This window comes from Epibacterium ulvae (assembly GCF_900102795.1).
GTDB lineage: Bacteria > Pseudomonadota > Alphaproteobacteria > Rhodobacterales > Rhodobacteraceae > Epibacterium > Epibacterium ulvae.
The window spans coordinates 64,622-82,424 of the sequence record NZ_FMWG01000005.1 but is presented as its reverse complement, the minus strand read 5'-3'; the positions used below and the strand labels follow the sequence as shown (position 1 = coordinate 82,424).

Annotated in this window: 15 protein-coding genes; 10 read left to right on the top strand and 5 right to left on the bottom strand. The window is 53.9% G+C overall.

Translation table 11 applies throughout. The features are described 5' to 3' along the window. The first annotated feature begins 5 nt into the window (after positions 1–5). The 6 genes from nuoL to BLP79_RS09275 all read left to right on the top strand — a co-directional run bounded on the left by nuoL (position 6) and on the right by BLP79_RS09275 (position 8,442). Positions 6–2,162: an NADH-quinone oxidoreductase subunit L gene (gene nuoL / locus BLP79_RS09300; protein ID WP_090218377.1), complete on the top strand. Its 2,157-nt coding sequence runs from the start codon at positions 6–8 to the stop codon at positions 2,160–2,162. Then, positions 2,162–3,712: an NADH-quinone oxidoreductase subunit M gene (locus BLP79_RS09295; RefSeq protein WP_090218375.1), complete on the top strand. Its 1,551-nt coding sequence runs from the start codon at positions 2,162–2,164 to the stop codon at positions 3,710–3,712. The genes nuoL and BLP79_RS09295 overlap by 1 nt, the downstream gene beginning before the upstream one ends. Before the next feature lie 15 nt (positions 3,713–3,727). Then, the gene (gene nuoN, locus BLP79_RS09290; protein ID WP_090218374.1) at positions 3,728–5,167 is read left to right on the top strand and encodes an NADH-quinone oxidoreductase subunit NuoN; all 1,440 of its coding nucleotides are present in this window, start codon (positions 3,728–3,730) and stop codon (positions 5,165–5,167) included. Positions 5,168–5,233: 66 nt separating this feature from the next. Beyond that, the gene (locus BLP79_RS09285; RefSeq protein WP_170830477.1) at positions 5,234–5,983 is read left to right on the top strand and encodes a biotin--[acetyl-CoA-carboxylase] ligase; all 750 of its coding nucleotides are present in this window, start codon (positions 5,234–5,236) and stop codon (positions 5,981–5,983) included. A gap of 12 nt (positions 5,984–5,995) precedes the next feature. Further along, positions 5,996–6,778, top strand: coding sequence for a type III pantothenate kinase (locus BLP79_RS09280; RefSeq protein WP_090218372.1), 783 nt, complete (start codon positions 5,996–5,998; stop codon positions 6,776–6,778). After that, a complete protein-coding gene (locus tag BLP79_RS09275; RefSeq protein WP_090218370.1) occupies positions 6,775–8,442 on the top strand; it encodes a ribonuclease J in 1,668 nt (555 codons plus the stop codon). The genes BLP79_RS09280 and BLP79_RS09275 overlap by 4 nt, the downstream gene beginning before the upstream one ends. Positions 8,443–8,527: 85 nt before the next feature. Here BLP79_RS09275 and BLP79_RS19680 read toward each other — a convergent pair whose 3' ends face one another. The 3 genes from BLP79_RS19680 to BLP79_RS09265 all read right to left on the bottom strand — a co-directional run bounded on the left by BLP79_RS19680 (position 8,528) and on the right by BLP79_RS09265 (position 12,096). Then, positions 8,528–8,692, bottom strand: a complete 165-nt coding sequence (locus BLP79_RS19680; protein ID WP_157843935.1) for an RSP_7527 family protein — start codon at positions 8,690–8,692, stop codon at positions 8,528–8,530. Positions 8,693–8,895: 203 nt separating this feature from the next. Beyond that, positions 8,896–10,278 (bottom strand): DEAD/DEAH box helicase, encoded by a 1,383-nt coding sequence (locus tag BLP79_RS09270; RefSeq protein WP_170830476.1) that lies wholly within the window; start codon positions 10,276–10,278, stop codon positions 8,896–8,898. A 210-nt stretch (positions 10,279–10,488) separates the two neighbouring features. Then, positions 10,489–12,096: a peptide chain release factor 3 gene (locus BLP79_RS09265; protein WP_090218754.1), complete on the bottom strand. Its 1,608-nt coding sequence runs from the start codon at positions 12,094–12,096 to the stop codon at positions 10,489–10,491. A 178-nt stretch (positions 12,097–12,274) separates the two neighbouring features. On the opposite strand from BLP79_RS09265, the gene BLP79_RS09260 reads away from it, so the two are divergent. Further along, complete coding sequence (locus tag BLP79_RS09260) at positions 12,275–12,643, top strand: BrnA antitoxin family protein (RefSeq protein ID WP_157843936.1); 369 nt, start codon at positions 12,275–12,277, stop codon at positions 12,641–12,643. Positions 12,644–12,655: 12 nt separating this feature from the next. Here the strand turns inward: BLP79_RS09260 and BLP79_RS09255 are convergent, their stop codons facing one another. Beyond that, on the bottom strand, positions 12,656–14,131 hold the full coding sequence (locus tag BLP79_RS09255; protein ID WP_090218366.1) for a pentapeptide repeat-containing protein: 1,476 nt from the start codon (positions 14,129–14,131) through the stop codon (positions 12,656–12,658). A 139-nt stretch (positions 14,132–14,270) separates the two neighbouring features. On the opposite strand from BLP79_RS09255, the gene BLP79_RS09250 reads away from it, so the two are divergent. Beyond that, positions 14,271–14,633, top strand: a complete 363-nt coding sequence (locus BLP79_RS09250) for a SnoaL-like domain-containing protein (protein WP_090218365.1) — start codon at positions 14,271–14,273, stop codon at positions 14,631–14,633. 12 nt (positions 14,634–14,645) lie between these two features. On the opposite strand, the gene BLP79_RS09245 is transcribed toward BLP79_RS09250, so the two are convergent. Further along, the gene (locus tag BLP79_RS09245) at positions 14,646–15,668 is read right to left on the bottom strand and encodes a Hint domain-containing protein (protein ID WP_090218363.1); all 1,023 of its coding nucleotides are present in this window, start codon (positions 15,666–15,668) and stop codon (positions 14,646–14,648) included. 162 nt (positions 15,669–15,830) lie between these two features. Between BLP79_RS09245 and BLP79_RS09240 the strand changes: the two genes are divergently transcribed. Both BLP79_RS09240 and BLP79_RS09235 read left to right on the top strand, forming a co-directional pair. Next, positions 15,831–16,610, top strand: a complete 780-nt coding sequence (locus BLP79_RS09240) for an SDR family oxidoreductase (RefSeq protein WP_090218361.1) — start codon at positions 15,831–15,833, stop codon at positions 16,608–16,610. 2 nt (positions 16,611–16,612) lie between these two features. Beyond that, complete coding sequence (locus tag BLP79_RS09235; RefSeq protein ID WP_090218360.1) at positions 16,613–17,737, top strand: hypothetical protein; 1,125 nt, start codon at positions 16,613–16,615, stop codon at positions 17,735–17,737. Positions 17,738–17,803 lie beyond the last annotated feature (66 nt).

Sequence of the window (17,803 nt, the reverse complement as noted above, 5' to 3'; positions counted from 1 at the left end):
GCGCTATGGAAACCATCCTTCTCTTTACCCCACTGGTTGGGGCGCTGGTCTGCGGCTTTGGTCACAAGTTTATCGGCGAAAAAGCAGCAACTGTTTTTGCAACTGCTCTGCTGTTCCTGACCGCGTTTTTGTCTTGGGTCGTGTTTTTGACCTTTGACCCAAGCCTGCATGAAAACGGCTATTACACCGTTGAAATCCTGCGCTGGATCCAGTCCGGCACTTTGGACACCGCGTGGCAGTTCCGCGTCGATCGTCTAACCGCGATCATGCTGATTGTGATCAATACAGTGTCAGCGCTGGTCCATCTGTACTCCTTTGGCTACATGGCGGATGATCCGGCATGGAAAGAGGGCGAAAGCTACAAACCGCGCTTCTTTGCCTATCTGTCCTTCTTTACCTTTGCCATGCTTATGCTGGTGACGTCTGACAACCTTGTGCAGATGTTCTTTGGCTGGGAAGGTGTGGGCGTCGCCTCTTATCTGCTGATCGGTTTCTACTATCGCAAACCGTCTGCAGGTGCTGCGGCGATGAAAGCTTTCATCGTCAACCGTGTTGGGGATTTTGGCTTTGCCCTTGGTATCTTTGGCCTGTTTTACCTGACTGAAAGTATCAATTTCGCGGATGTCTTTGCAGCAACCCCAACCCTTGCCGAAACGCAACTGACCTTCTTGTGGACTGAGTGGAACGCCGCCAATCTTCTGGCCTTCCTGCTGTTTGTTGGTGCGATGGGCAAATCAGCGCAGTTGATCCTGCACACATGGCTGCCTGATGCGATGGAAGGCCCAACGCCTGTATCCGCGCTGATCCACGCGGCGACCATGGTAACAGCGGGTGTTTTCCTTGTCTGCCGCATGTCGCCCCTGATGGAAGTTGCACCACAAGCAACTGCATTCATCACAGTCCTAGGCGCAACCACTGCATTCTTTGCGGCAACCGTCGGTCTGGTGCAAAACGACATCAAACGTGTGATTGCCTATTCCACCTGTTCACAGCTGGGCTACATGTTTGTGGCCGCAGGCGTTGGCATGTATTCCGCCGCGATGTTCCACCTGTTCACCCACGCGTTCTTCAAGGCGATGTTGTTCTTGGGCGCGGGTTCTGTCATCCATGCGATGCACCACGAACAGGACATGCGTAATTACGGTAACTTGCGCAAAAAGATCCCTTACACCTACTGGGCGATGATGATTGGCACCTTGGCGATCACCGGTGTTGGCGTTCCGCTGACAACCATCGGCTTTGCTGGCTTCCTGTCCAAAGACGCCATTATTGAAAGCGCCTATGCAGGCGGTTCTATGTATGGTTTCTGGGCGCTTGTGGTTGCTGCTGCGATGACATCCTTCTACAGTTGGCGCCTGATCTTCCTGACTTTCTTTGGTGAGGAACGCGGCAACAAGCACACCCACGAACATGCGCACGAAAGCCCAACGGTTATGTTGGTGCCGCTTGGTGTGCTGGCCGTCGGTGCTGTTCTGGCTGGTATGGTCTGGTATGGCAGCTTCTTTGGTCACACAGATAAGGTCGCCAAGTTCTATGGCATTCCTTACGCTGAAGCAGGTGCGCATGGTGATGCACATCACGACGATCAGGGCCACGATGATCATGCAAAAGACACACATGATGACCACGGCGCGCATGATGATCATGGTCAAGGTGACAAGGCGCATGATGGACATGGTGATCACCACTATGCCTTTGCAGGCAAACCGGGCGAGGGCGCGCTTTATATCGCACCAGATAACACCCTGTTGGATGATGCACACGCAGTCCCAAAATGGGTAAAAGTCTCACCCTTTATTGCGATGGCGGGCGGTCTTCTTATGGCACTGTGGTTCTACATCTGGAATCCAAGCCTGCCCAAGCGCGCTGCAACCACGTTTGAACCGCTCTACCAGTTCCTGCTCAACAAGTGGTACTTTGACGAGCTGTACAACGCGATCTTTATCAAACCTGCGCTGGCGCTTGGTCGGTTCCTGTGGAAACGCGGTGATGGTGGAACCATTGATGGCTTCCTTAATGGTCTTGCTATGGGCGTTATCCCCTTCTTCACCCGTCTCGCCGGACGTGCGCAATCGGGCTTCATCTTTACTTATGCCTTCTGGATGGTGATGGGCATCGCTGCTCTGGTCACCTGGATGTCGATCGGCGGAGGATCGCATTAATGGAAAACCACCTTCTTTCCATTGTCACCTTCATCCCTGCAGTTGCAGCGGCCATTATGGCCCTGCTCATGCGCGGCGATGATGAGGCGACGCAGAACAACGCAAAATATCTTGCGTTGTTTGCCACCGGCATCACCTTTTTCGTGAGCCTTGGTGTCTATAGCCAGTTTGATCCGGCAAACACGGGCTTTCAGTTCGTGGAAAACCACGAATGGCTGATGGGTCTGCAGTATAAGATGGGTGTCGATGGCATCTCGGTGCTGTTTGTCATGCTGACCACCTTTGTGATGCCGCTGACCATTCTGGCCAGCTGGAACGTCAAAACCCGCGTCAAGGAATACATGATCGCATTCCTTTTGCTGGAAACCTTGATGCTGGGCGTGTTCATGGCGCTGGACTTGGTGCTGTTCTACCTCTTCTTTGAGGCAGGCCTGATCCCGATGTTCCTGATCATTGGCATCTGGGGCGGTGCAAACCGTATCTACGCATCGTTTAAATTCTTCCTCTACACCTTCTTCGGCTCTGTGCTGATGCTTGTTGCGATGGTTGCAATGTATGCGGATGCGGGCACCACAGATATCGAAACTCTTCTCAGCCACACATTCGCATCCGGGTCTTTTGATGTCTTGGGCATTCATATCGTTGGTGGGATGCAGACACTGCTGTTCCTGGCGTTCTTTGCCTCTTTTGCGGTAAAAATGCCAATGTGGCCTGTGCACACTTGGCTGCCAGATGCACACGTGCAGGCGCCAACGGCGGGTTCCATCGTTCTGGCGGCAGTTTTGCTGAAAATGGGCGGCTACGGCTTCCTGCGGTTCTCGCTGCCGATGTTCCCGGTTGGTGCGGACGTGATGGCGAACACCGTCCTTTGGATGTCAGCCATTGCGATCGTCTATACGTCGCTTGTGGCGATGGTGCAGGACGATATGAAAAAGCTGATCGCTTATTCATCTGTTGCACACATGGGTTTTGTGACCATGGGGATCTTTGCCGCCAATCAGCAAGGTATCGATGGCGCGATCTTCCAGATGCTGAGCCACGGCTTTATTTCAGCGGCGCTCTTTATGTGTGTCGGCGTGATCTATGACCGCATGCACACCCGTGACATCGACGCCTACGGTGGTCTGGTGATCCGCATGCCTGCATACGCGTTGGTCTTTATGTTCTTTACAATGGGCAACGTAGGTCTGCCGGGCACATCAGGTTTCATCGGCGAATTCCTGACATTGATGGGCACCTTCCAGAAAAACACTTGGGTTGCGATGATTGCGACCACCGGTGTGATCTTCTCGGCAGGCTATGCGCTGTGGCTGTATCGCCGGGTTGTTTTTGGCGATCTGATCAAGGAAAGCCTGAAAACCATACAAGATATGGACACGCGCGAGCGCTTCATCTTTGCACCACTCGTGATCATGACCATTCTGCTGGGTGTCTACCCGGCGGTTGTCACCGATATCATCAGCCCGTCTACTGCGGCGCTTATTGAAAACGTCAACCAATCTCTGGCTGCTGCGGACACCTCCGCGGTCACCCAGATTGCTTCGCACTAAGGGGGCAAGGACAAGATGATCCAAGCTGATCTCTCCGTGATCCTGCCAGAGATTATTCTGGCGCTCTTTGCTATGGGCGCGCTTTTGGGCGCGGTCTATACAACCAAAGATAAGCTCGCCCCGACCCTGGTCTGGGCAACCGCTGGCTTGATGATTGCGCTGGCAATCTATATTGCCAGCCAACCAGCAGGCACCAACATCGCCTTTAATGGTATGTTTGTAGATGATGGCTTTGCGCGCTTTGCTAAAGCCGCCATTCTAGTTGCCGCAGCTATTGTCCTGATGATTGGTCAGGAATACATGGCGCGTCGCGATATGCTGCGCTTTGAATATCCCATACTGATTGCGTTGAGCGCGGTTGGTATGATGATGATGGTCTCTGCTGGCGATCTGATGGCGCTTTATATGGGGCTCGAGCTGCAATCGCTTGCGCTTTATGTTGTGGCAGCCCTACGCCGTGACAGTGCAAAATCGACCGAAGCCGGGCTAAAGTACTTTGTGCTTGGTGCCTTGTCTTCTGGTCTGCTGCTCTATGGTGCATCCTTGGTCTATGGCTTTGCAGGTACAACCAAATTTGCAGGCATCATCACCGTTGCGGAACATGGCCACGTAACCATCGGTCTGCTCTTTGGTCTGGTCTTCCTGATCTCAGGTCTTGCGTTCAAAGTATCTGCAGCGCCGTTCCACATGTGGACGCCAGATGTGTATGAAGGCGCACCAACACCTGTGACCGCCTTCTTTGCGACCGCGCCAAAGGTTGCGGCAATGGGCCTGTTTGCACGTGTATTGTTTGACGCCTTTGGCGGTGCAATTGCAGACTGGCAGCAGGTTATTGCGGTTCTGTCTGTGCTCTCGATGTTCCTTGGTGCCATTGCTGCGATTGGGCAACGTGATATCAAGCGTCTGATGGCTTATTCATCCATCGCACACATGGGCTATGCGCTGATCGGTCTCGCCGCCGGTACAGAACAAGGCATCGCTGCGATGCTCACCTATATGGTGATCTATGTAACGATGAATGTAGGGACATTTGCCTTTATCCTGATGCTGGAAAAAGATGGCAAACCCGTCACGGATATCAGCGCGCTGAACCAGTTTGCAAGCCGGGCACCGGGCAAGGCACTTGCAGTGCTGATCCTGTTGTTCTCGCTTGCGGGTGTACCACCGATGCTGGGCTTCTTTGCAAAGTTCGGCGTCTGGCAAGCCGGGATCGAAGCAGAGCTGACAACGCTGGTGATCGCCTCTGCGATCGCATCGGTTATCGGCGCCTTTTACTATCTTCGCATCGTGTTCTTCATGTATTTTGGGGAAGAAAATGGCGAAGTGGAAACCAACGGTTCTCCGATCCTGTCTGTTGCACTGACCGTTTCCGCAGCACTGATGCTGGTTGGCTTGGTGTATCAATTTGGCATCGACAGCGCGGCGGCCTCAGCGGCAGCAACACTTGTCAAGTGATCCTGAAGACAGACAATCTAACAGGGGCCCGGTCAATGGACCGGGCCTTTTGCGTAAGGAGTGCAGATGATGAGCTGGCCTGACGGGTACGGAAAACGGATCCTGGAAGAAGTCGACAGCACGCTGGATGAAGCCGCACGCATTGCAACTGGGCTTGCTGGGCCTGAATGGATCCTTGCTCTGAAGCAGACAAAAGGTCGCGGGCGACGCGGGCGGGACTGGAAAGACCCCAAAGGGAATTTTGCAGCGACCCTTGTTATGCGTCCAGATGATCCACCGGCCCGTGCCGCGCTGCGCAGCTTTGTTGCCGCGCTGGCCCTTTATGATGCGGTTGAGGCGGTGACTGGACGCAGCGACGGGTTGGCTCTGAAATGGCCCAATGATGTGCTGCTCAATGGTGGCAAGCTCGCGGGTATTCTACTCGAAAGTAATGGCCGTGCTGGGGATCTTTCGCATCTGTTTGTCGGGATCGGCGTGAATCTTGTTGAAACCCCAATGAAGGAATGGCTGGAACCCAATGCGGTCTGGCCTGTGTCATTGCATGGTGAAACCGGGGTCCAGGTCACCCCGGAAATATTTCTCGAAGCATTGGCCGAGGCTTATGCACGCTATGAATTGCAATTCACTACCTATGGGTTTGCCCCTATACGAACGGCTTGGTTACAGCGCGCCGCCCGTCTGGGGGAGGTGATCACCGCAAAAACCGGGGTGGAATCTCATGAAGGCACCTTTGAAACGGTGGACGAGGAGGGCAATCTGGTTCTAAACACCGCTAAAGGCCGCATAACAGTTGCGGCAGCGGATATTTTCTTCTGATCGGATACCAGAATGCTTCTCGCGGTCGATTGCGGCAATACGAACACGGTGTTTTCCTTGTGGGATGGCACATCCTTTTTAGGGATGTGGCGCACCGCGACGGATTGGCGACGAACCGCGGACCAGTATTTTGTCTGGCTCGATACCTTGATCAAACAGCAAAAGATCGTGGCTGAGATCACCGATATGATCATCTCCTCGACCGTGCCACGTGTGGTGTTCAATCTGCGCGTTCTGGCAGATCGCTATTTCAATACACGCCCGATTGTGGTGGGAAAACCCGATTGCGCCCTGCCCATTGATGTGCGGGTGGATGAAGGCACCATTGTCGGACCAGACCGGCTGGTGAATACGGTTGCTGGACACGATAAACACGGTGGTGATTTGATCATTGTCGATTTTGGCACCGCAACAACTTTTGATGTGGTAGGCTCTGATGGAGCCTATGTAGGCGGCGTGATTTCTCCCGGCGTGAACCTTAGTCTTGAAGCGTTGCACCAGGCGGCTGCGGCGTTGCCACATGTTGATATATCGAGACCCTCGTCGGTGGTGGGCACAAATACTGTTGATTGTATGCAGTCAGGTGTCTTCTGGGGGTATGTTGGCCTTGTTCGCGAGGTCTGTGCACGCATCAAAGCCGAACGCGGCGTGCCGATGAAAGTTATCTCTACAGGCGGGCTGGCGCCTTTGTTCCAGCAATCAGCAGATCTGTTTGACGCATTTGAGGAAGAGCTCACAATGCATGGGCTGCAGATCATTCACGACTACAACAAGAAAGAAACTGCGCAGGAATGAGCACAGAACGATTGATTTACCTGCCTCTGGGTGGGGCAGGGGAAATAGGCATGAATGCCTATGTATATGGCTATGGTAAACCGGGGAAGGAACGTCTGATCGTTGTCGATCTTGGTGTGACCTTCCCGGATATGGACACCACACCGGGCGTTGATCTGATCATGCCCGACATCACATGGCTAAGAGAGCGTAAAGACCAGATCGAAGGCGTGTTTATCACCCACGCCCACGAGGATCATATTGGCGCGGTCTCGCACCTTTATGGCGAACTTGAAGCGCCTATCTATGCGCGTGCCTTTACCGCAAACTTGTGTCGTCGCAAAATGGAAGAGCGGGGCCATCCGGTTGACGCTGTGACCACGGTTTCAGCCTGGCCCGAAGTAACCAAGCTTGGCCCGTTTACCATTGGCGTCGCGCCGATGTCGCATTCTATCCCCGAAAGCGGTGCTTTGGTCATTGATACCGCTGCTGGGCGCGTTGTGCACACTGGTGATTTCAAATTGGATCCCAACCCGCTGGTTGGCGAACCTTTTGATCCTGACATGTGGGCAGAGATCGCCAAAGATGGGGTTCAGGCGCTTGTCTGTGACTCGACCAATGTGTTTTCGCCCAATCCCGGTCGTTCTGAATCTGAATTGCCGGATGAGATCACCAAACTGGTGGCTGGCTGTTCGGGATTGGTTGCAGCAACCACCTTTGCGTCAAATGTGGCACGAGTGAAAACACTGGCTGACGCGGGGGAACGGGCTGGACGTTCTGTGGTGCTGTTGGGCCGTGCGATGAACCGTATGATCGAAGCGGCAAAGGAAACTGGCGTTCTGACCGATTTCCCCCGCACCTATAGCGCCGAGGAAGCGGGCGATATCCCGCGTGACAACTTGATGCTGATCACCACGGGCAGTCAGGGCGAACGCCGGGCAGCCACCGCACAGCTGGCGCGTGGAAAATATCGCGGGCTAGAGCTGAAAGACGGTGATACCTTCCTGTTTTCATCAAAAACCATTCCGGGCAACGAGCGCGGCGTGATCTACATTATGAACCAGCTCTCAGAAAAAGGCGTTGATGTGGTGGATGATCGTGGTGGACTTTACCACGTATCAGGCCACGCCAACGGCCCTGATCTGGAGCGTCTGCATGATATCATCAAGCCTAAGATGATGATCCCGATGCACGGAGAGCATCGCCACCTACGTCAGCACGCAAAACTGGCCACAGCCAAAGGGATGGCCAGTGCAGTGGTGGTGAACGGCATGCTGATGGATCTGACCGGAGATGCTCCAAAGGTCGCAGATTACGTGGAAACAGGACGCCAATATCTGGATGGTAGTGTTCGGATTGGGGCGTTGGACGGGATCATCCGCGATCGTATTCGGATGGCCTTGAATGGTCATATCGTTGTGACCGTAATTCTTGACGAAGACGATGAACCTTTAGGGGAACCCTGGTGTGATGTGCGCGGCCTGCCCGAGCTTGGCAAATCTAATGCAGCCTTGGTTGACATCCTCGAAGAGGATCTCAACCAGTTTTTGATGCGCGCGGGCGCAAAGACACTGCGAGATGATGACAAGCTTGAAGACAATCTGCGCCGTATCACACGTCAGACCACACGCGATGAAATCGGCAAAAAGCCTGAGGTTTCCGTAATTGTCAGCCGTATGCGCTGACAATTACGTTTTACAACCCCCAAAAAAAGAAAACGCCCCGCCTGTTTCACAGGTGGGGCGCATTTCTTCAGCTTGGCAGAAAAGCTCAAGCGTGGCGTGGACCCGCGAAAACTGCGGTGAGCTTGGATGGCAGGCTTACGATCGCCGAAAAGACTGTTTTGATACCATACACAGTTGCTTGTGCACGCAGGGTACGCGCTTCTTTTTCGATTGCGTTCAGGTCTAGGGCGTTGACGTCAAATTTTTGCATCGGTCTAACTTCCTTGTTTTACCGTTTCCATCTGTGGGTAATATTTAGCGGAAGTTTTGCGCTTTGTGATGACCGAGATTTGGTAGCCCCGCTATGCTGCAGGTGCAAAGCTAACTGAGATGAATCGTATCAATTTTGCCGTAAAATACAAAAGCCGCTCAATAAGTGAGCGGCTCTTGGTTTTTTCGGTTCTTTTTTGCGCTTTAGCTCGCGCGGCGTTCCTCAAAGCTCAATGCGATGAAATTTGGTAAATGATCGCCCATGCCGATCACCACCCGATCATCGCGATCCCGTCGATTCCGAGATCTGGAGCTTGGCTTCTTGTCATCATTGCGCGGCTGTGTCTCGTGTTTCTGAGACTTGTGGCTTATCCGCGCGGTTTTGATCTCGCCCTCATCTGTGTTGGCCTCGGCGCTCTTTTTCGGACGCTTTACGGGCTTCACAGGATTTTCCAGACGGGTGATTTCTTTTTTCACCAGCTCTTCAACCGCAGCAAGCGCTTTTTCATCGCGTGGCGCACAGATGGTGAACGCCTTGCCCTGACGCCCCGCGCGCCCCGTGCGACCAATCCGGTGCACATAGTCTTCGGCGTGACCGGGCACGTCAAAGTTAAATACATGGCTGACGCTTGGCACGTCCAAACCGCGTGCCGCCACATCTGAAGCCACCAGCAGGCGTAGATTTCCATCGCGGAATTCGTCCAGCGTTTTCATGCGTTGTGACTGGTCCAGATCTCCGTGGATCGGCGCAGCATCATGGCCGTATTTTTTCAAAGACTTGGCAACAATATCCACATCCATTTTGCGGTTGCAGAAAATGATCCCATTGGTAAGCGCCTCGCCCTCAGCTTCGATCAAAGCGCGCAGGACTTTGCGTTTTTCGCTGCCTTCGCGATCTTTACGGCTGGCTTTGAATTTTACAACGGCCTGTTCAATGTTTTCTGACGTGGTTGCCTGACGCGCAATTTCCACCCGCTCAGGCGCTGACAGGAAGGTGTTTGTAATACGCTCGATCTCAGGCGCCATGGTGGCTGAGAAAAACAGTGTCTGGCGGGTAAAGGGCGTCAAAGAGAAGATGCGCTCGATATCAGGGATGAAACCCATATCCAGCATCCGGTCTGCTTCGTCGACCACCATGATCTGCACGCCGGTTAGCAACAGCTTCCCACGTTCGAAATGGTCAAGCAATCGACCGGGGGTAGCAATCAGAACATCAACACCTTTGTCAATCAACGCGTCTTGTTCTTTGAACGAGACACCGCCGATCAACAGCGCTTTGGTCAGTTTCAGGTGTTTGGTGTAGGTGTCAAAGTTTTCTGCAACCTGCGCCGCCAATTCCCGTGTTGGGCACAACACCAGACTGCGCGGCATACGTGCACGGGCACGCCCGCGGGCCAGGAGTGTGATCATGGGAAGCGTGAAAGAGGCCGTTTTACCGGTGCCGGTCTGGGCGATACCTAAAACATCTTTGCCTTCCAAAGCCGCAGGGATTGCGCCTGCCTGAATAGGGGTTGGCGATTCATAGCCAGCCTCTTCAATCGCTTTGAGCACTTTGGGGTTCAGATTGAGGTCTGTAAATTTGGTCATATGTGTCCGTAAGATGCGGACAGCTCTTGGCCCGCGCGTGTGTCTGTGAGCGAAGTCAGGGTGCGAGCAGCAACCCATGCTCAATTGTGGGCGGAGATAGCAAAAATGGACGCCACCGTCAAATCTCTGCGATTGGATCGATAGATACGTTGTCCTTCGCGCAACAATCAGATGAGATGGGAGCGCGTAGAACGCGCTTTCACCAGATGTCTAGATCATCATTTCTTTGGTCGCGGTCAACTTCAGATCTGGATAGTCGCGTTCAACCCTGTCGATATCCCATTGCAAACGGGTGAGATAAACCACATCTCCATCGTGATCATAGCCGATATGCTGTTTGTTGGTGTTGATAAACTTATCCAACGCAGCCTGTTCGCCCTGAACCCAGCGGGCGGATGTGAACTGCGACGCTTCAAAGCGTACAGGCAAGCCGTATTCCATCTCAATCCGGCTGGCGAGCACTTCAAACTGCAGCGCGCCAACGACGCCAACAATAAAACCCGATCCGATAGAGGGTTTGAACACTTTGGCAGCGCCTTCTTCGGCAAATTGCATCAGTGCTTTTTCAAGGTGTTTTGCCTTCATCGGATCACCTGCGCGCACGCCTTGCAAAAGCTCTGGCGCAAACGACGGAATGCCATTGACGCGCAGGGCCTCGCCTTCGGTCAGCGTGTCGCCAATGCGCAGCTGGCCATGGTTTGGAATACCGATGATATCGCCCGCCCAGGCTTCTTCGGCCAACTCGCGGTCTGAGGCCAGAAACAGCACGGGATTGGACACCGCCATGGGTTTTTTCGTGCGCACATGGGTCAGTTTCATGCCGCGTTTAAAGTGACCAGAGGCCATACGCACAAAGGCAACCCGGTCGCGGTGTTTTGGATCCATGTTGGCTTGGACCTTGAAAACAAAACCAGAAACCTTTTTCTCATCCGGTGCGATCTGGCGCGGTGAGGCCGTTTGGGGCTGGGGTTCCGGCCCGTATGAGCTGATCCCGTCCATCAGTTCCTTGACACCAAAAGAGTTGATCGCAGAGCCAAACCAGATCGGCGTCATGTGGCCTTCCAGAACCGCTTGCGGATCAAGTGTTGGCAGCAGCTCTTTGGCCATTTCGACCTCTTCCAAGAGCTTTTCCAGCAGATGTTCGGGCACGTGTTCGGCCAGTTGTGGATCGTCCAAGCCTTTGATTTCGATGGTTTCCGCGACTTTATTCCGATCCGCACGATCCATCAGTTCCAGACGGTCGCGCAGCATGTCATAACACCCGATGAAATCACGGCCCACGCCAATAGGCCAAGACGCCGGTGTGACGTCAATTGCCAAGTTTTCCTGAATTTCATCAATAATTTCAAAGGTGTCCCGGCTTTCTCTGTCCATCTTGTTACAGAAGGTCAGGATTGGCAGATCGCGCAGGCGACAGACTTCAAACAGCTTTTGCGTCTGGCTTTCCACGCCCTTTGCCCCGTCAATCACCATCACCGCCGCATCCACCGCCGTGAGCGTGCGATAGGTGTCTTCGGAAAAGTCCGAGTGGCCGGGGGTGTCCACAAGGTTGAAGCGGAAGTTTTTGAAATCAAAGGACATCGCGGATGCTGAAACCGAAATACCCCGGTCTTTTTCCATCTGCATAAAGTCAGAGCGCGTGCGCCGCGCTTCGCCTTTGGCCCGCACCTGTCCCGCCATCTGAATCGCACCACCATAGAGCAGGAATTTCTCTGTCAATGTGGTCTTGCCAGCATCCGGGTGCGAGATGATCGCAAAGGTCCGGCGGCGGGCAATTTCAGGCGGCAATTCGGGGCGGTTTGTGTGCGTGTCCAACATGCGCTCGCCATAGCCCGAAACCAGCGCCAGAGGCAAGAAAAACAGGGGGTGCCATCTGTGCACCCTGCGTGCACCCCTGATGCAGCAGTGTTGCACCCATTGCGTGCGCCGTGGTTGGGCGGCGGTAGGGATCATTTGCGAGAATGAAACCTCGATCCATTACGTGAGGACAACTTTGATGCGCGGCAAAACCTATTACACCAAAGAAATGATGCTAGAGCTGGATGCGCTGCAGCAAAGTATGAGCAATGACTGGCTGGACAAAAGCCTGCCCGAGGATTGGGAGGGCATGGACAACTGGCAGCGGCTGGACCGGGAAAAGACCCGCGTCACCATCCGGCTGGACGCGGATATGGTGCGCTGGTTTCGCAAACTTGGTCCCAACTACAGCCGCCGCATCAATGCGGTGCTGCGCATCTATTGGATGGCGCTTTTGTCCGGCCATATTCACGCCCACCACCGCGACAACCCCATCACCCGCATCGCCCTAAACGCCGAGTATCGCATGTTGAAAGAGCACGGTATGGATTCGGGCCCTGAAGCGTAACACGTGATGGTGTTATCCCACCGGAGGGAGCACTGGGATTAAGGCCTGCAGTTTCAACATCAACGGGGTGAGAGCATGAACAATCGCTTGCGCGATGTCAGCCAACTTGTGCACCATTGTTGGAACAGAAGCTCCAGTGATTGAGGTGACAATCGCGACATCGCCTGCATGCAATCGGGTTTTTGAGATTATGTCTTTTTTAGATGTATTCTTTAATTTGTCTAAAGCTTGCCGCGCCCGCCAATAAAGTCTTGCAACAAGCGTCGCACGTTCGACTGTTTCGCGTTTGATCCGTTGTGCGACTTTCTTTTGCCCGGCTTCTGAATAGGCGAGTTGTTTGAGCTCCGTAATCTCTTTGTCATTTTCCCGTAAACTCTGAATAAGCGCTTCGGTGCTGTCAGTGCTTGCACCGGGTTCTTTCAAAGCATTTGCAAACTCCTCCAACAATTCTGCGGTGTCAGCTTCGGTTGGGGCACGCGAGAGCTCTAAATTATCTTTATAATCAATCGCTTTCGCGGCTGCGGGTAGGGTTTCGTTTAAGAAGGCATCGTGCTGGTCCAGAAAATCGCGCAGCTGGATTTTCAGCCGCTCGCTGTATCCGGCGGTAACAAAGGGATCTGAGAGATCCGCAGCAATCCCCTTGGCAATAAAAGACAAACGGTGCGGGTTGGCGGGGTCTTCCTGTTCCAGATGGGTGGCATAGGCTAGCAGATCCGCGCGGGTCTCTTCCCCCAGTTTGTTGCTGACGCTTTGTGCGATGCTGCGGGCGTTGACGATCAGCGCCGCGGCGCGTTGCTGGCCAGAAAGGCCGTAGCTGGATTTTTCGGCGCTGTGCTCTGCGGGCAGATGCGCGGTGACGCCTGTGTCTTCGACGGTGAAATCATAAGAGGCCGATTGGACCGGCGCGGTTTCAAGTGCCGCTTCGGCGTCTGGCACTGCTGTGTCTTCTTTCCATTCTTCAGGGAAGGGCAGGCGAGAGGGGAGTTTGGTGCCTGCGTTGCCGATCATTCGATGATAGGTATCTTTGCGGAGGTATTTACTCTTTGAAAGATCAGTATCCCGGATATCCAATTTATAAAGATTCGAAAGCCGGAAAGTTGCGGCGGTTAGCACTGCACCTCTCAAATCCGCTCCTTCAAGGATGGAGTGGTTGAAATTTACATTGTAGCAGTTTGCACCATTACCTTTGATGCCTCTAAGAAGAGACGATGTAAAATTCGCACCGGAAAGATTGGCGTATTTAAGGTCCGCATTGGAGAGATCTAGATAAACAGTGCTGTTTTCGAAGTTTGAGTAGCTAAGGTCATAATCAATCAAGGCATCAATACAATAAACCTTATTAGTGAGATAGCGGGCGTGTGAAGGATAGCTGTAGTTATGACACAAGCTGATGTCAGAAAAATCCGGCACAAAGTCGTCGCGTTCGCGGCGGGCGTTCCAGGCGTCTTTGCCCTCTTTCAACCATTCAATATGCTGTGGATTTGCCATCTGTGCCCTGCCTGCCGTTTCGCCCTATAGGGGTGTTTGCACGCGCAAAGGTCAAGATCTGCGAGGAGGTTTGTGAAAAGCCTCCTCGAATCATTTAAAATATGTTAGAACATTTAGAGAACAAAATTGGAGGGACGTTATGACTTTGAAAGAGATTGCAGATAAATTGGTTGCGGGCTGCCGGGAAGGGCAGGAAAAGGAAAATCTGTCAGTGCTTTATGCGGCCGACGCCGTTTCGGTTGAGGCGGCAGATACCCAAGGCATGGGGCGCGAGGTCACCGGGATTGATGCCATTCGTGGCAAGCATGAGTGGTGGGAAAGCGCGTTTGAGGTGTCAGAGCATTCGCTGGAAGGGCCATTTTTGCACGGCGATGACCGGTTTGGCGTAATCTTTGCTGTGAAGGGCAAAGAAAAATCCACGGGGCAGGATTTTGATATGCGTGAAGTGGCGATTTACCATGTCGCAAATGGCAAAATCGTGCGGGAAGAGTTCTTTTACTAAGGGGCGCACCGGCTAGCCGATCGAGGCGCGCCGTAGCATATCAACCGCATTGGGGCGCTCCAGCAAGGAGCGCGCCACGTCTAGCCCGTGTTCCTCGCGGTGGGTGTGTTTTAGGCTGGAAGACAGGTGGGGTGCAATGTTTTGCGGCAACACCGCCTGCGTGCTGGCGTCGATCAGCAGAGATTCTGCGGCGATCCCTTCGGCGTAGATAATATGATGGCGGTCAAACAGGATTTGGAAATAATCGACAAACCCGCCCTGCTGCACCACGACGCTGTCGCCGTTGACCAGGTCTTTTGCGCGGATCAGCAGCTCTGAACATCCGGTGCCGAGGGCATCATTGCGCTGATACACCATAAGCCGGTGATCTGGGCTGACAATAAGATCGTTGAAATTGTTTAACGCGCCCGCACGGATAAGAATAGGGGCCATTGTCCCGGTTGCCCGTGCTGTGGTGTGGCCAATCCAGCGGATTTCCTGTGCGCCGTCATCCCGCGTCAGGACACGGTCGCCGACTTTCAGATCTTGTATTTTGACCTGTGCGCCAGTTGCGCGCGTGATGTGGGTGTCGCGTGTGAATGAGACTGAGGCCATTTGCGCCAGTTGCTGACGGGCTTGTGATCGATTTGCCCGGATTAAACTGTAGGTCGTATCTGCGCGAAGCGGGGCCTGTGGTAGGAAAAAGAGACCAGAGATCAGCCCCTGTGGACTGACTTGAACCATGACGAAACCGTCGATTTCAGCACTGGTGTCTGCCTGTAGCGTGAGGGTGCAATCCAGATGGATTGCAGATCCCGGCGTGCCGAGTTCGCTGTCTTGGTGAACATGAAAACAGCCGTTTGGGTGAACCTGCAGCGACAGACGTTTTGGGCTGGCGGTGTCGCGCAGGACATAGGCGTCATCCAGCACCAAGTCGTCAAGGATGCCCAGACCTTCGCCCATGTTTGCGCCATATTCTACGCAGAGGTCTTCTGCGGGGTAGGCCAGAAGAGATTGATAAGACGCGTGATCACTGTTCACTGTAGGGCACCGCATGTGGTCTGGTTTTCCAACCTATGTTGTCTGTTCTATTCTTTCGAAGAAATTATTAATAAAATATGGCGGGATACAGGCCAAAAGGCGTCTTTTTTACTGTCTGGGCTGGTCAAATCACATTGAATGTGCATCTTTTGTTCTTGCTGTGTGAGAGGGGCGATTATGGATTTAGGAATTGAAGGAAAGCGCGCACTGGTTTGTGCCAGCAGCAAGGGATTGGGCCTTGGCTGTGCTGAAGCGTTGGCTGAGGCGGGTGTTGATCTGGTCATGAACGCGCGCGGAGCTGAGGCGCTGGAGGCCGCGGCTGAGAGAATTCGTACCACCTATGGCGTGGCTGTGACGACGGTTGCGGCGGATATCACCTCAGAGGAGGGGCGCATCAGGGTGTTAAAGGCGGCTGGAGCGTTGGATATTCTGGTGACAAATGCGGGTGGCCCCCCTCCGGGGATGTGGAGCGACTGGGAGCGCGACGATTTTATCAAAGCGCTGGACGCCAATATGCTGACCCCAATCGCACTGATGAAAGCGCTGTTGCCGGGGATGATCGACAAAGGCTGGGGGCGCGTGGTGAATATCACCTCGCAATCGGTCAAAGCACCGATTGCGGTGTTGGGTCTGTCCAATTCTGCGCGGGCGGGATTGACCGGTTATGTGGCGGGCACGGCGCGTCAGGTTGCGGGAAAAGGCGTTGTTATTAACAACCTTTTGCCGGGCATTCATGCAACAGACCGTGCGGTGGCGCTTGATACTGCGATGGCACAACAGCATGACATGTCGATTGAGGAAGCCAGCGCGACCCGAGCTGCTACCATTCCTGCCGCGCGCTATGGCACGCCGACAGAGTTTGGCGCGACCTGTGCCTTCCTGTGTTCGCAGCATGCAGGGTATATGATTGGCCAGAACATCCTTTTGGATGGTGGCGCAACCAACGCGACGCTTTAATCATGGCTTCTGGATTTTCGCTGAAAGACCAGCTTTATAACGCTGAAAAGGTTCAATATCTGGCGGATCTGTTTGGCGCGGCTTCCACGGATTTTGATGTAGATCAGTTCACATCTGATGTGATGGAGCGGCTTCTGGATCTGGAGCTAAAAGAGCGGATTGCTTGGATTTGTGAGTGTCTTTGTCGGCATCTGCCGGGGGCGCTGCCGGATGTACAGGAAACGTTGCTTAAAGCGCTGCCACCGCCGCTTGATCCTGGGTTGAGCGATGATGATTTCGGGGATTTTATCTTTGCACCCTTGGGGGAATTTGTTGTCGCCAAGGGACTGGAGGAGCACGCGGCGCTGGGGCTGGATCTGCTGCATGCCATTACCCAGCGATTTTCGATGGAATGGGCCATCCGTCCATTTTTGAACCGTTGGCCTGAAGAAACCATGGCGCGGCTTGTCCAGTGGAGCGAAGATCCAAATTATCATGTGCGCCGCTTGGCCAGCGAAGGCACGCGCCCGCGTCTCCCTTGGGGAGAGGCTGTTGGCCTTGCACTTGCAGATCCGTTGCCGTTACTGGATCAGCTGCATCGCGACAAAACCCGTTATGTGACACGATCGGTTGCCAATCACCTGAATGATATCAGCAAGAAAAAGCCTGATCTGGTGTTGGAGCGCTTGCGCAAATGGCGGGATTTGGGCGTGCAGACGCCCAAAGAGCTGGACTGGATGACAGCCCATGCGTTGCGCGGGCTGGTTAAAGAGGGCCATGGTGCCGCCTTGCAGATGTTGGGGTATGATCCTGAGGTGCCGGTGGTGGCCAAATTGCATCTTGAAACCACGTCCGTTGCGATTGGAGAGGCGCTGAATTTCCACTGTGAGCTTGAAGCTGATCAGGCGTTACCTGTGTTGGTGGACTATCGTCTGCATTTTCAACGCCCCTCAGGAAAGACCTCGGTTAAGGTGTTTAAGCTGAAGCAGGCCAAGATCAGCAAGGGCGCTTTGACGGTCAAGAAAAGCCATAAGTTCAAAAGCGGGGCCAGCACTTTTACCCTTGTGCCCGGAGCGCATCATATTGAGCTGATGGTCAATGGTGTGGTGCGAGCTGAGGCTCACTTTGACTTGACCGAGGCGTCCTGACGCGGCTGGCGTCTTGCGTGGGCGTGGTTGGGTTGCTATCAGCAGTCCGGCCCGCCTCCGTTTGGC